This window comes from Desulfotignum phosphitoxidans DSM 13687, assembly GCF_000350545.1.
GTDB classification, from domain to species: domain Bacteria; phylum Desulfobacterota; class Desulfobacteria; order Desulfobacterales; family Desulfobacteraceae; genus Desulfotignum; species Desulfotignum phosphitoxidans.
Genome location: NZ_APJX01000009.1, coordinates 149,352 through 162,486, shown reverse-complemented (window position 1 = coordinate 162,486; position 13,135 = coordinate 149,352). Strand labels below are relative to the sequence as shown.

The 13,135-nt window shown below is 53.8% G+C and carries 11 protein-coding genes; 4 read left to right on the top strand and 7 right to left on the bottom strand.

Going from position 1 to position 13,135, the window contains the following annotated elements:
* Nucleotides 1-6: 6 nt before the first annotated feature.
* Genes DPO_RS18205 through DPO_RS18195 form a run of 3 tightly spaced genes read right to left on the bottom strand, consistent with a single transcriptional unit; the run spans nt 7 to nt 3,257 of the window.
* Nucleotides 7-1,761, bottom strand: a complete 1,755-nt coding sequence (locus DPO_RS18205; RefSeq protein ID WP_006967750.1) for a bifunctional metallophosphatase/5'-nucleotidase — start codon at nt 1,759-1,761, stop codon at nt 7-9.
* A gap of 12 nt (nt 1,762-1,773) precedes the next feature.
* Complete coding sequence (locus DPO_RS18200) at nt 1,774-2,265, bottom strand: universal stress protein (protein ID WP_006967749.1); 492 nt, start codon at nt 2,263-2,265, stop codon at nt 1,774-1,776.
* A 32-nt stretch (nt 2,266-2,297) separates the two neighbouring features.
* A complete protein-coding gene (locus DPO_RS18195; protein ID WP_006967746.1) occupies nt 2,298-3,257 on the bottom strand; it encodes a hypothetical protein in 960 nt (319 codons plus the stop codon).
* A gap of 290 nt (nt 3,258-3,547) precedes the next feature.
* Between DPO_RS18195 and corA the strand changes: the two genes are divergently transcribed.
* Nucleotides 3,548-4,612, top strand: a complete 1,065-nt coding sequence (gene corA / locus DPO_RS18190; RefSeq protein ID WP_006967745.1) for a magnesium/cobalt transporter CorA — start codon at nt 3,548-3,550, stop codon at nt 4,610-4,612.
* 22 nt (nt 4,613-4,634) lie between these two features.
* On the opposite strand, the gene glpK is transcribed toward corA, so the two are convergent.
* The 4 genes from glpK to DPO_RS18170 form a co-directional block, all read right to left on the bottom strand.
* A complete protein-coding gene (gene glpK, locus DPO_RS18185; RefSeq protein WP_006967744.1) occupies nt 4,635-6,149 on the bottom strand; it encodes a glycerol kinase GlpK in 1,515 nt (504 codons plus the stop codon).
* Nucleotides 6,150-6,166: 17 nt separating this feature from the next.
* Nucleotides 6,167-6,655 carry a prolyl-tRNA synthetase associated domain-containing protein gene (locus DPO_RS18180; RefSeq protein WP_006967743.1) on the bottom strand — a complete coding sequence of 163 codons (489 nt, stop codon included), beginning with the start codon at nt 6,653-6,655 and terminating at the stop codon, nt 6,167-6,169.
* A gap of 41 nt (nt 6,656-6,696) precedes the next feature.
* Nucleotides 6,697-7,455 (bottom strand): TSUP family transporter, encoded by a 759-nt coding sequence (locus DPO_RS18175; protein ID WP_006967742.1) that lies wholly within the window; start codon nt 7,453-7,455, stop codon nt 6,697-6,699.
* 126 nt (nt 7,456-7,581) lie between these two features.
* Nucleotides 7,582-8,457 carry a MurR/RpiR family transcriptional regulator gene (locus DPO_RS18170; RefSeq protein ID WP_006967741.1) on the bottom strand — a complete coding sequence of 292 codons (876 nt, stop codon included), beginning with the start codon at nt 8,455-8,457 and terminating at the stop codon, nt 7,582-7,584.
* A 220-nt stretch (nt 8,458-8,677) separates the two neighbouring features.
* On the opposite strand from DPO_RS18170, the gene DPO_RS18165 reads away from it, so the two are divergent.
* Genes DPO_RS18165 through DPO_RS18155 form a run of 3 tightly spaced genes read left to right on the top strand, consistent with a single transcriptional unit; the run spans nt 8,678 to nt 13,122 of the window.
* A complete protein-coding gene (locus DPO_RS18165; RefSeq protein WP_006967740.1) occupies nt 8,678-9,901 on the top strand; it encodes an FAD-dependent oxidoreductase in 1,224 nt (407 codons plus the stop codon).
* Nucleotides 9,902-9,943: 42 nt separating this feature from the next.
* Nucleotides 9,944-10,204 carry a sarcosine oxidase subunit delta gene (locus tag DPO_RS18160; protein WP_006967739.1) on the top strand — a complete coding sequence of 87 codons (261 nt, stop codon included), beginning with the start codon at nt 9,944-9,946 and terminating at the stop codon, nt 10,202-10,204.
* Entirely contained in the window at nt 10,201-13,122 is a 2,922-nt protein-coding gene (locus tag DPO_RS18155) for an FAD-dependent oxidoreductase (RefSeq protein WP_006967738.1), read from the top strand. The genes DPO_RS18160 and DPO_RS18155 overlap by 4 nt, the downstream gene beginning before the upstream one ends.
* Nucleotides 13,123-13,135: the final 13 nt, after the last annotated feature.

Genomic DNA, 13,135 nt, shown 5'->3' with positions numbered 1-13,135 from the left:
TTTGAATTATGGGATTTGAAAAAAAGAGTGTCGGGCCGGAGGGCTCAGGGTTTTTTCTGCGGATACATATTCCAGAAACGCCTGGGTATCGACAAATCCGGTGTCATGGCCTTTTAAGCCGGCAAACACGGTGTAGCCGTCACCGCCGCCGGCAAGAAAACTGTTGACCACCACCCGGTAGGTGGCGTGATGGTTCAAGGGATGCCAGGCCCCGGATCCGTCCATCACTTCGCAGCCGGATACCCGGTTTCCCCTGACAGCCGTCGGATCGATCCGGAACCCAAGCCCCGGGGAATAAGGGAACCCCCCGAAAAACCGCTGCGCATCGATGATGGAAGACAGGGCATCTTCCAGCAGGGTGGTGATCTGTTGCCCGGTCATCTGGAAAATGACCAGGGTGTTTTCAAACGGCAGCAGGTTGTAAATGGTTTCGATGGTGATCTTCCCGGCCCGGATGCCGGTCCGGATCCCGCCGGTGTTCTGGATGGCGATATCCACGTTAAATCCATTGCGGTTGACTTTTCTTTTCAGTGATTCGGCCACCAGGGGCGCAATGGCACTGCCTTTGGGCATGGTTGGATCCGGCACCCGGATATGGGGCAAAGGCTGTTCAGCCCGGCCCACGACAATATTGCCCTGTTCAGCCACCTGGGCTGCATACGTTTCGGCAATGGCGGCTACGGCCGGATCCGCTTCCGGCAGGGCCATGCCGGAAGCGCGGTCAATGGCAAGCCGGACCTGTTCCTGCGTCCGGGGATCCAGGGGCTGATCTTCTTTGTCCAGAAGCGGAGTACCGGCGATCAGGCAGGGACTCCCCTGATGGGAAACGATTTTGCCGGTGGCATCAAAATCCACAGACAGCCGTCCCAGCATCCGGGTGTGTTTCCAGGCATGGACCACCAGGACATCGGTCCCGTCTTGTGCCGTGACCACGGTGGGATAAGGTCCTTCCGGGGTGAGCCCCAGATTTTGAAAATTTCCCAGCAGGGTGTGGGAATGGCCCCCCACCACAATGTCTGCGCCGGTCACTGACTGCGCCAGCAGCCGGTCCTGTTCATATCCGATATGGGAAAGAAGGATGATGATCCGGATGTCCTGGGCGGTGAGTCGATTGATCGTTTCCTGGGCCGTCTGGATCACCGGGTCCATTCTGAGCGTATCCGGCGGACTGGATATCCGGGCCAGGTCCCGGGTCAGAAGCCCGATCACGGCCACAGGGACCCCATCCACATGCGTGATGATATACGGGGCGATCCGGCCCGCTAACTCCGGATCATCGGACACATTCATATTGGCAGACACCACGGGAAATTGGGCATGATCCAGCAAAGAAAGGATGCCGCCGGTACCCCGGTCGAACTCATGGTTGCCCGCAGCCATGGCATCCAGGCCCATGGCGTTGAATACATGTGCTTCGGCCTGTCCGTGAAACAGGGTATAGTAAAGCGATCCTTGGACCATGTCCCCGGCATGGAGAAACAGCACATGGGGGGATTGTTCCCGGGTCTGCCGCACCAGGGCCGCCATTTTTGACACCGATCCCAACGGCACGGGCACGGGATTTTCCAGCCCGGGAAACTGCAGGGCATACGGCCGGGGAGTGAACTGGGAATGGGTGTCATTGACATGGAGCAGGACAAACGAGACCGGTTTTAACGGCACTGATGAGCCGGCCCCGCCTGGGGTGCCGGTCAGAATCAGCAGCAGAAGCATATGGAAATAATAGATCCCGTGCTTCATGGCATCATGCGGCGGGACCATTCAGAAGGCCGGTCACTGGACCACCCAGATGGTGCAGTCGCTGCCCGCATGAATAATCCGGTTGGACACGCTGCCGAACATGAACTCTTCGGCTTTGGAAACCCCTCTGCGTCCGATCACCACGGTCTTGAACCTTTCTGTCTTTGCCACATGCAGAATATCTAAGGCAATGCTGGTTCCCCGGCTGCAATAATCGGGTTTTTCCGCCAAAGGGGAGTGGCAGCTTTCCACATAATCGGTCTGCACCTGTTTTTCAGGAATGCCGCTTTTTGTCAATCGTTCTTTGCCGTGTGCCAGAAACGCAATCAGTTTTTCCCGATTTTTGACACACGCGTCTTTCCAGGCCGTGTCATCGGCAAAAAAATCCCGGTCCGGCAGATGCTCGATGGACAGCAGTTTGATGTGAAATCCGGCAGCGCCCTGGAGGATGTCTGTGACATAATCAATGGCGCGTTCGGCATTTTCAGAACCGTCTGCAGCGATCAAAATTTTATTTGTATCCATGGGGTATCTCCAAAAAAGCGGGTTGCATATGTTTATTTCACCTGTTTCAAGCAGGTTGTCAAGTCTTGCAGAAATTCGTCCATGGTTTCGTAATAAACCCGTGATCCGGATGAAAAATGCAGGAGCATCTGGTTTACTGCATCAGGAATATAAGGGAAAATTTTTTGCAGGTTGGCCAGCCGGTTTTTGAAAACCAGTAAAAAATCTTCCGGCTCGATAGCCGGGATTTTTCTGTTGCGGTCAATCAATTGCCTGACTTCTTCATGGGAGTAGAACCCTTTGCCGACAATATACAGAAGCAGGCCGCCCAGCCCGAAAATATCCAGGCCGAACGGGTTTTCGTGAAAATTGAAGGTATAATCGAAATCGATCCATACATAATCCCCGGTATCATACGTCACCCATAGATGATCCCGCCGGATATCTCCGTGCTTTTCACCCATTTTGTGCAGATCGTTGATGGCCTGGCAGGAAACAATGAATTTTTCCAGAATGCCGGGCAGGTGTGTCTGAAAATAGGTGGGGTGATCCACATCCAGATCATCGATCCAGTTATCCAGGCGTTTTCCCTGAACCACATACAGGACCCGGACATTGTTGCCGGCTTCATCTGCTGCGGGAAATCCCTGCATGAACCGGGGATCATTTCGCACCAGATCCAGAATCCGGGCTTCCTTGCGCGGGCTCCGGTAACACGGGATTTTCATGTCTCCCATGGAAAGAGAAAATGTTTCATAAAACACCAGCTTGAGTATCCGGCGTTCTCCGGATTCCAGATGGCGGCACCGCTTGACCCAGTATTTGGGATCTTCGACCCCGAAGCTTCGTTCCACTTCATCCCGCAGCACCAGGTAATGCTCACCGGCCAGGACAATCACATCCCCGCCGGTGATGCGCATGAAATCGCTGGTATCCGTGTAAACCTTTCCCAACCGGCCCAGATACCCGTCCGGATAGAGCCGGTCCAGAATCTGTTTGACCGTCTCAGACATCAAGTGTCTGCTGATGTTTGAGGGGCATCCTCATGGGGTGCCATTTTTTTGAGATGGAAGGCATTTGTTCAATGTGACTCCTGTGGTTTGGGTTGATCATTGCTCTTTTCTGACAGATGCTGAAAATAAAATTAGGACAGGCGATCGCTGTTTGTCAAGCATAAGGATGAAAAATTACCCTTTGCCACCCAAAATTGAAAGTGATAACCTCTTATGTTAAATCATGATATTCAATAAAATGCCTATGACCGCTGTTTGAGGGCATGGCACAATTAAAAAAGAAGGGATCCATGGCGCGATTTTTAAAAAACAGAGAACCGGTGAAAGGACAAAGTCCGGGTGCCCTTGTTTTTGTAGGGACCCGAAAAACCGATGAAATCGATATCCGGGTCATTGATTATGATGATCATCACCTCACGGATCAGGCCATGGTGGATATCCAGGACACCCTTCATTACAAAACATCGGAATCCGTCACCTGGATCAACATCAACGGCCTGCACGATGTGGACACCATCGGCCGCATCGGCAACGCATTTGACCTGCATTCTTTGGTGATGGAAGATATTCTCAATACAGGCCAGCGGCCCAAAATTGATGATTATGACGATTATTTGTTCATTGTCCTGAAAATGATCCGGTTTGACAGACAGACCGGGATGGTGAAAAACGAGCAGTTGAGCCTGGTGGTGGGCGAGCGGTTTATTCTCACGTTCCAGGAACGGCCGGGCGATGTGTTCGAGCCGGTGCGGGAAAGAATCCGGCGGCAGAAATCCCGGTTACGGGCCGGCGGGACCGATTATCTGGCCTATGCACTCATGGACACGGTGGTGGAAAATTACATTTCCGTGATCGAACACATCGGAGAGCAGATTGAAGACCTGGAAGAGGAAATTCTTTCTGATCACGATAAAAAGGTGATGGAAAAAATAAACCGGTTTAAACGGGAAACCAGTTACCTGAAAAAATCGATCCGTCCGGCCAGAGAAGCGATTTTTCAGCTGCTTCGCCTGGAAAGCGATCTGATTCACGAAAAAACGCTCTTTTTTTTCAAGGATCTGGAAGATCTCATTATTCACGCCACCGAGGCCATCGACACCTATCGGGATCTTCTCACCGACCAGCTCAACATCTACAATTCCGTGACCGCCAACAAGATGAACGATATCATGAAAGTGCTGACCATTTTTGCTGCGATTTTCATTCCCTTGACCTTTATCGCCGGTATCTACGGCACCAATTTCGATTACCTGCCCGAACTCAGATATAAATACAGTTATTTTATCTTCTGGGGGGTGCTCGTGGTCATTGCCGGGGCCCTGCTGGGTTATTTCAAGAAAAAAAAATGGTTTTAAGGCAAGCTGCCTGAAAGCGTTGTCAGCACCATCCAAAAGAGGTTTTCACGGCTTTCTGCCAGCTGTCGTACAACCGGGTCCGACGAAGGTCATCCATGTGTGGATACCAGGTGGTGTGTGCCTGCCATTTTTCTTTCAGGGATCCGGTGTCCGGCCAGAACCCCACGGCCAGGCCCGCCGCATAGGCCGCCCCTAAGGCCGTGGTTTCCGTGACTTTGGGCCGGATCACCTTTTTGTCGAGAATATCGGCCTGGAACTGCATCAATGTGTGATTTTCCACCATGCCGCCGTCCACCTTCAATGCGGTGAGATCCAGGTGTTTGCCCAGGTCCTTTGAAATGGCTTCCACGATATCTTTTGTCTGATATGCGGTTGCCTCCAGCACGGCCCGGGCGATATGGCCTTTGGTGGCATACTGGGTCAGCCCGGCAATCACCCCTCTGGCATCGGGCCGCCAGTGCGGGGCGAACAGCCCGGAAAACGCGGGCACGCAGTACACATCCCCGTTGTCTTCAACGGTGTTGGCCAGATCCTCGATTTCCGGGGCCGAGGCGATCAGCCCCAGGTTGTCCCGGACCCACTGCACCAGGGCCCCGGCATAGGCAATGGACCCTTCCAGCGCATACACCGGCCTTTCTCCGTGGATCTGGTATGCCGGGGTGGTGAGCAGGCCGTGCCGGGAAAAAATGATCTTGTGCCCGGTGTTGAACAGCAGAAAACAGCCCGTGCCATAGGTGTTTTTGGCCTCTCCCGGGGCAAAGCAGGTGTGGCCGAACAGCGCGGCCTGCTGGTCCCCTAAGGCACCGCCCACGGTCACCCCGTGTCCCAGGGGGCCGGGGGCATGGGTCCTGCCCAGCGCAGCCGGATCCGAAGACGGCACAATGGCCGGCAGGCAGTCCCGGGGAATTCCGAGAGTTTTCAGGATATCCGGGTCCCAGTCCAGGGTGTTCAGATTCATGAGCAGGGTCCGGGAGGCATTGGTCACATCCGTGACATGGTTTCCTTTTCCCGGTCCGCCCGTGAGATTCCAGATCACCCAGGTGTCCATGGTGCCGAACAGGGCCGTGCCGTTGTCCACGGCCTGTCTGACCGCGGGGACATGGTCCATCATCCATTTGATCTTGGGACCGGAAAAATAGGTGGCCGTGGGCAGCCCCGTCTGCTGCCTAAAGCAGTCTTTGCCGTACACGGCATCCAGATTCCGGCAGATCTCATCGCTTCTGGCGCACTGCCATACAACGGCATGATACAGCGGTTTTCCCGTGTGCCGGTCCCAGGCCGCCACGGTCTCTCTCTGGTTGGTGACCCCGATGGCAGCCAGGTCTTTGCCGGTAAGACCGGCCTTTGCCAGTGCCCTTTCAATGACAGTGAAAGTGTTGTCCCGGATCTGGGCCGGATCATGGGCCACCCACCCGGGTTTTTCACAGATCTGGTCATGTGTCGTCCGGCTGACGGACACCATGTTGCCGTTTTGGTCAAAAATGATGAATCGGGTGCTGGTGGTACCCTGGTCCACGGCACCGATATAGGATGTCATGCCGGCCTCCTTTTTTTCTACAGCCGGATAATCTCGGGTGACTGGCCGCAGTGTTCCAGAAATTTCACCAGGTCATCGGATGCGATGGTGGTGGTGGCCGTGTTTTCCAGGGGATGGAAATTGAGCAGATCGTGCGCCATCAACTCTTCGTCCAGCACGATCTTGACCTCATGGTCCTTGATATTGACAGCGGCAAACGGGGTGACAGCCCCCGGGATCATGCCCAGGACTTCCATGAGCAGGTCGGGCTTGGCAAAAGACATGTTGTTGCCCCCGATTTTTTTGGCCACTTCCTTGATTTTGATGGGTTTGTCCGCCAGGGTCACCACTAAAAACAGATTTTTTTTCTTGTCCTTGAAAAACAGGTTTTTGCTGTGTGCCCCCTTGATGCCGTCCTGGTGCAGGGCTGCCTCTTCCACGGTAAACACGGCCGGGTGTTCATGGTTGGTGTATTCAATGCCGATATCAGACAACAGGGTGAGCAGTTCTTTCTGGGTTTGTAACATAATCCTTCCTTTTTATATGGTTTGGGGGCAGCAGGCGGTTGCTACCCATAGTTGACATAGATGAGCCGGACAATGGTCAAAAACACCACGGTCAGAAAAAACGGCCGGATAAACACGGCCCCTTTCCGGATGGCCAGGCCGGAACCGGCCCGGGCACCGATGACCTGGCCGGCTGCCATGACCAGTCCGGCGGACCACAGCACATTGCCGCCGATGATGAATACGGTGAGCGCCACGATGTTGGATACAAAATTCATTACCCGGGTGGTGCCCACAGCCCCGGTCATGTCCAGGCCTAAAAAAACAAGCAAAGCCCCGGTCCAGAATGAGCCGGTGCCGGGGCCGAAAAACCCGTCATAAAACCCTAATCCCAGGCCGAACAGCCCGAAAAACAGGTTTCGTCCCATTTTAGGGGTGCTCTGCTTCAGCCCCAGGGTTCTTGAAAACAGGGTATAAAAAAATACCACCAGAAGCAAGACAGGAATCAGGTGTTTGATGAACCCGGAATCCATACCCTGGATAACCACGGCCCCCATGACGGCCCCGCAAAAAGTGAATCCCATGCCGATCCAGCACTGGCGGAGATCCACCAGGCCTTTGGAAATGAAATTGGCGGCCGCAGACAAGGTGCCGAAACTGCCCTGGAGCTTGTTGGTGCCCAATGCCTGGGCCGGGGGCAGCCCCAGCGCCAGCAGCACGGGCAAGGCAATGAGTCCGCCCCCGCCGGCAATGGCATCCACAAACCCGGCACACAGGCCGGTGACAAACAAAATGCCCAGGCTGACCAGTGACAGTTCCATTGTCACAAAGGACCTTTGGTCTGCCATGGTAAAGGATTGAAATTGAACCACGAAGGACGTAAAGGGCGCGAAGGCACATAAAACAAAGCATCTGATGGTATCATTCCGGTTTCCCCGAACCTGCCGTTATTTGGGATCGATGTTGAACAGCAGGTCATTTTCCAGATACACCTGTTCCAGCTGTTCCTGATAGGTCCGCAACGCCTCGCCTTTGCGGTGGGCCAGCTCCTGAACCATGTACTGGATCACGGCCAGCATGCCGGACACGTTGCCGATAAACGGAATGGATTTGGACGGCACCACCAGAGACTGATGGGCAAAAGGAATCACCGGAGAAATGCTGGAATCCGTGAGCACCAGCAGGGTGTGGCCGCACCGCCGGATCATCTTGCTCAGCTTGATCAGCTCATTGGGATACCGGGTGGTGGCCGTGAGGATCACCAGGCTCTGGGCCGGGGCATTGGCCAGCATGTCCATGGCCGTGGAATCGCTGCCTTTCAGAATCTGGATCCCCTTGCGCACCTTGGTCAGAGACCAGCCCAGGTAATAGGCAAATGTGTAGGACAGCCGGGAACCGGTGACATAAATAAAGGGACTGGTATCCATGTGGGTGATGAACTGGTTCATACGTTCCACATCAATGTTTTCATACAGAAATTTGAGGTTGTTGAGTTCTTCTAAAATTCCCCGGTGAAGCCGGTCCAGTCCGGGTTCGTCAATGCCTTTGAGATTGACCCGGTCCGGCAGGCTCAACCCGGTGTTGATGAAATCCTTGAGCGCATCCTGGAAATCCGAGTATCCTTTGTATCCCATCGTGGCCACAAACCGCACCACCGTGGCTTCGCTGACCTCACAGGCTTCGGCCAGTTCCTTGGTGGTCATGAATACCACCTTGGCTGGATTGATCATAATATAGTTGCCCAGGGCCTGGGCTTTGGGGGTCAATGTATCCAGTTTGCTGGAAATATCATCGATCACCGGGTGTGATGCTATGTCATTCATTGGTAACCGCCTTATTTAAGTGGGGTTTTGTCATGGATCGATTTTATTATAATTTATTAATTTTATTGAGATTTAATCCAGATAGTTTTTTTTGTCAAGCACAAATGAAAGAAAAACAATCATTTTTGAATAAAGTCCTTGACATGTTTTCTTTCATGGCGTATTGACGAACTGGGTATGGCAGAAAAATAATAACAATATCTAAATGAAGAGAAGGCCAATGTTTTTTAAAAGCAAACCCATGTGGGGCAAAAAAACCAAGCTAAAATCAAGTTATGATGTGGTTCTCATTGGCGGCGGACTTCACAGTCTGGCCACCGCGTATTATCTGGCCAAAGAGCATGGCATCACCGATGTGGCGATCATAGAGAAAAACTATATCGGATACGGTGGCGCCGGCAGGAACACGGCCATTGTGCGCGCCAATCAGCGGACCCAGTACAATGTGCCGCTTTACAAGGAGGCCCTGGATCTGTGGCCGGTTCTGACCAAGGAACTGGATTACAACCTGATGTTCAACAACTGCGGCAACCTCAACCTGATGCATTCCGAAGCCGCCATGAACGCAGCCCGCATGACCATTGCCACGGCCCAGTTCCATGGGGTGGAATCCCATCTCATCGATGCCAAGGAAGCCAAGGAACTGGTGCCGGCATTGAACATTTCCGAGGACATCACCTTTCCCATCCACGGGGCCATGTTTCATCCCCCCGGAGGTGTGGTCCGCCATGATGCCGTGGTCTGGGGTCTGGCCAAAGGGGCTGCCAAAATGGGTGTGGAAATCCATCAGCAGACTGAAGCCACGGGCATCAGCACCAAAAACGGCAAAGTCACGGCCGTGGTCACGGACAAAGGAATCATCAACACCAAACAGGTGCTGATTTCCGCCGGCGGGTATTCCGCGGCTCTGATCCATGGATTTTTGGGCATCAAACTGCCCATCTCCGTTTTGACCATCCAGGCCATGGTGACCCAGCCCCTGAAACCGATTCTGGATCATGTGGTGTCCTCCGGGGCCTATCACTGCTATGCCAACCAGACCCTGAAGGGGGAAATCGCTACGGGTGCCCATATGGATCCCTGGCCCAACTACACCACCTTGAACACGGCCCATTATATCAAGCACCAGGCCGAGGCATTGTCTGAATTTCTGCCGGCCCTGCGCGGGGTGCGATTCATGCGGATCTGGGGCGGACTGGCGGACATGACGCCTGACATGGCACCCATCATGGACGGCAATGAGCAGATAGAAGGATTTTTCATGGACTGCGGCTGGGGATATTTCGGATTTAAATCCTGCTCTGCCGTGGGTCGTCACATGGCCAGTTTCATGGCCACCAACACCTGTCCTGACATACTTAAACCCTTTGCGTTGAAACGGTACCAGGAGCACAAGCTCATGGGGGAAACAGCGGCTTTGGTCAACTATACCCCGGACAATTAACCAGCGGAATAAAATTTTTACGAGATTCAAGGAGAAGATAAGATGGCGTTAACAATTACATGTCCGATCTGCGGTAAAAGAAACGGATATGAGTTCCGTTACGGCGGAGAGGAAAAAGGTCCCAGACCTGATGAAAAAGATCTGACCCCTGAAAGCTGGTGCGATTATGTCCACATGAACAAATGCGTGGCAGGCGTGCAGCAGGAATGGTGGTTTCACCGGGATGGATGCGGTTCATGGTTTACCATCTTCCGGGATACGACGACAAACCTTGAAAAGGAAACACCGGAGGCAAAAGAATGATGAACAGATTCAATCATCTGCCCACATTGAAAATAGATACCAGTGAGAAAATTCCCTTCACATACAAGGGGAAGCAGTATTACGGCACCAAAGGGGATAGCGTTGCCACGGCCCTGTATGCCAATGGGGTCAGAATCTATGCCAGAAGCCTGAAATATCATCGCCCCAGAGGACTTTACAGCATGGATGGAGAATGCTCCAACACCATGATGGAAATCAACGGGGTCCCCAATGTCCGCACGGAAACCACATTGCTCAAGCCCGGTATGGTGATCAAAGAGCAGAATGTCAAAGGATCGGCGGAAAACGATCTGATGGGGTTCATCGACAAGATGGACTGGGCCATGCCTGCGGGGTTTTATTATGACACCATGCACAAGCCCGCCAAAATCTGGCCCGTGGCCATGAAGCAGATCCGGAAAGCCGCCGGTATCGGCAAGCTGTCTCCGGATCATCACATGCCCGGCAAATATGATGAAATCTTTCCCACCTGCGATGTGTGCGTCATCGGCGGGGGTCCCGCCGGCATGACAGCGGCCCTGGCGGCGGCTGAAAAAGGGCTGCGGGTGATTCTCATGGAAGCCCGGCCCTGGCTGGGGGGACAGTTTGATTACCGCACATCCGAGTATGCCAATCGCCAGACCTGTCACGAAAGGGCGGTTCAGCTGGCAAAAGAAGTGAAAAAAACCGATAATATCCGGGTGTTTATCCACACCGCCAATATCGGGGCGTACAACAACAACCTGATCACCGGATTTCAGGTCGGCACGGAAAAAGACAGTTTCACGGAACGGTATATTGAACTCCGGGCCAACAGTGTGGTGGTGGCCACGGGATGCATCGAGCGGCCCCTGCTGTTTGAAAACAACGAACGGCCGGGCGTGATGCAGGCGGGATGTGCGCTTCGTCTGGCCAACACCTATGGGATGCTGCCCGGCAAAACCGGGGTGTTTTCCATCGGCCACGACCTGGGACTGGAAGCGGCCGTGGCCCTTCATGACTTAGGCATGGCCATTCCCATGATTGCCGATATCCGGGAAGACGGCCAGAATCCGGCCCTGCTCAAGGCCGTGACGGACCGGAAAATCACCCTTCTTAAAGGATGGGTGGCCACGGAAGTCCATGGCCGCAAACAGGTGAAAAAAGTCACCCTTAAAAGCCTGGACGGTACGGCGGAAAAAACCTTTGACTGTGACGTGCTGGTGGCATCTGCCGGATTCACCCCGTTGACCGGCCCCCTGGTGGTCAATCAGGCCAAACTCAAATATGATGCCCACACCAATTTTTTCCTGCCCACGGACCTGCCCAAAAAGATGCATGCGGCCGGCCGCCTGCTGGGATATGAAGACGGGCTGTCCATTGAAGCCTCGGGTCATCTGGCCGGTCTCAAAGCGGCTTATGACTGTGAAAACTGCTCCATTGCCGATCTGGGAGAGGCCAAAAAAGCCATGGAATCCAAACCCGGCCCGGCCCGGGGCACCAAACTGGTCATGGCACCGGTCAAGGGAAGAAAAACCTTTATCTGTTTTGATGAAGACACCAGCATTAAAAACGTCAAACAATCCATTGACAAGGGATTTGACGTGCCGGAACTGATCAAGCGGTTCTCCGGTGCGGGGCTGGGACCCGGCCAGGCCGGAATTCCCGGTCACAACCTGCCGCTGTTCACGGCCAAATATCAGGCCCTGCCGGATATCAAGATCCGGCCCACCACGGTGCGGCCGCCTCTGGTGCCGACTTTGATCGCCACCTATGCCGGTACCAACCATACCATGCTCAAAAGAACGCCCATTGATGACTTGCAGCGCAAAGACGGCGGGATCTTCAGAAACATCGGTGTGTGGCAGCGGGCCCGATATTTTTCAAAGGATTTTTCCGCCAGAAAAGAGATTGAAAATGTCCGGAACAACGTGGGCATGCTGGATGGTTCCACCCTGGGAAAATTCAGGATTCACGGGCCTGATGCATTGAACGCCCTGCAGCGGGTGTATGTGTCGGATCTGTCCAAAATCAAGCAAGGCCGGGTCAAATATACGGCCATGTGCAATGATGACGGATGTGTCATCGATGACGGCGTGGTCATCAAGCTGGGAGAAAATGATTACTATTTCTCCACCTCCACGGGCCGGGCCGGCCAGACCATTGAATGGATCCGGTATCATACCCGGTATGAGAACTGGGATTTTGCCCTGGTGAATCTGACCGATGCCATGGGGGTGATCAACCTGTCCGGGCCCAACGCCCGGAAAGTGCTTGAAAAAGTGGTGGACATCGATGTGTCCAACGAAGCGTTCGGGTTCAGTGAATACAAGGAATTCAAAGTGGCGGACACCATTCCGGTGAAAGCCATGCGCTTGGGCTTTGTGGGTGAGTTGTCCTATGAGCTGCACGTGCCCTCTTCCTATATGAAAGCCCTGTGGCTGATTCTCAACGAAGCCGGCAAAGAGTTCAAGATCCAGAATTTCGGTGTGGAAGCCCAGAACGTGCTGCGTATGGAAAAATGCCATGTCATTCTTGGCCAGGAATCGGAACAGCGGACCAATCTGCTGGATATCGGCCTGGGATTTCTCTGGTCCCGGAAAAAAACCGGGTATAAAACCGTGGGTGTGGCGGCCCTGGCCCAGGCGGAAAAAGACAACACCCGCCTGAAACTGGTGGGATTCAAGATGGAAAACAACGGCCGGGCCCCCAGAGACGGCGCTTTGATTGTGGATGACCGGGTCCGGGGCCATGTGTGTACGGCCAGAGACAGTTTTTCACTCAACGAAGCTGTGGGTATGGCCCTGGTGGAAGGTGACATGAGCAAGGTCGGCACCCGGCTGGCATTTTATGAAGATGAATGCAACGGCGAGCTGATTTACGGGACGGTGGTGGAAACCCCGTTCTACGATCCTGCCGGACAACGCATGAAAATGTAAGGAAACCATACAC

Coding starts and splice junctions, on each gene's coding strand:
- DPO_RS18165 (WP_006967740.1), top strand. CDS start 8,678: ATGTTTTTTAAAAGCAAACCCATGTGGGGCAAAAAAACCAAGCTAAAA.
- DPO_RS18175 (WP_006967742.1), bottom strand. CDS start 7,455: ATGGAACTGTCACTGGTCAGCCTGGGCATTTTGTTTGTCACCGGCCTG.
- DPO_RS18170 (WP_006967741.1), bottom strand. CDS start 8,457: ATGAATGACATAGCATCACACCCGGTGATCGATGATATTTCCAGCAAA.
- glpK (WP_006967744.1), bottom strand. CDS start 6,149: ATGACATCCTATATCGGTGCCGTGGACCAGGGTACCACCAGCACCCGA.
- DPO_RS18180 (WP_006967743.1), bottom strand. CDS start 6,655: ATGTTACAAACCCAGAAAGAACTGCTCACCCTGTTGTCTGATATCGGC.
- DPO_RS18195 (WP_006967746.1), bottom strand. CDS start 3,257: ATGTCTGAGACGGTCAAACAGATTCTGGACCGGCTCTATCCGGACGGG.
- corA (WP_006967745.1), top strand. CDS start 3,548: ATGGCGCGATTTTTAAAAAACAGAGAACCGGTGAAAGGACAAAGTCCG.
- DPO_RS18200 (WP_006967749.1), bottom strand. CDS start 2,265: ATGGATACAAATAAAATTTTGATCGCTGCAGACGGTTCTGAAAATGCC.
- DPO_RS18205 (WP_006967750.1), bottom strand. CDS start 1,761: ATGGTCCCGCCGCATGATGCCATGAAGCACGGGATCTATTATTTCCAT.
- DPO_RS18155 (WP_006967738.1), top strand. CDS start 10,201: ATGATGAACAGATTCAATCATCTGCCCACATTGAAAATAGATACCAGT.
- DPO_RS18160 (WP_006967739.1), top strand. CDS start 9,944: ATGGCGTTAACAATTACATGTCCGATCTGCGGTAAAAGAAACGGATAT.